The following is a 565-nucleotide window of genomic DNA, read 5'->3' on the forward strand; positions in this document are numbered from 1 at the left end:
AACAGTTGGGGTGATGGTTGCTTTACCTATTGTTATCAGCTGTCGCTTCACCAATCTTGTTGCCATCTTTATCGTAAAGAGCAACAGTTGAACCTGGTTCTGCGCTCACTTCAACCGGTGTCTTAGTGCCGGCTTTGCCTGTTAGGTCTGTAGCGACTACTGGTTTCGCTGGCGCTTCTGTATCTGCGCCTGTAGTTGCCTTAGCTGGAGCACTTGGATCTGATGTGTTTCCTGATGGGTCTGTCGCTGTCGCTGTTACATTGCCTTCTGGAATATCAACAGTTGGGGTGATGGTTGCTTTACCATTGTTATCAGCTGTCGCTTCACCAATCTTGTTGCCATCTTTATCGTAAAGAGCAACAGTTGAACCTGGTTCTGCGCTCACTTCAACCGGTGTCTTAGTGCCGGCTTTGCCTGTTAGGTCTGTAGCGACTACTGGTTTCGCTGGCGCTTCTGTATCAGCGCCTGTAGTTGCCTTCGCTGGATCACTTGCGTCTGATGTGTTTCCTGATGGATCGGTCGCTTTCGCTGTCACATTTCCTTCTGGGATATCGACTGTTAGGGG

General features: G+C 49.6%; 1 protein-coding gene. It reads right to left on the reverse strand.

What is annotated here, in order from left to right; all coding sequences use genetic code 11:
* Positions 1–22 precede the first annotated feature (22 nt).
* The coding region (locus tag HMPREF0848_RS10225; protein WP_037609919.1) for an Ig-like domain-containing protein at positions 23–565 on the reverse strand (543 nt) is incomplete at its 5' end.

Origin of the sequence: Streptococcus sp. C150, from assembly GCF_000187445.1 — a bacterium.
Classification (GTDB): domain Bacteria; phylum Bacillota; class Bacilli; order Lactobacillales; family Streptococcaceae; genus Streptococcus; species Streptococcus raffinosi.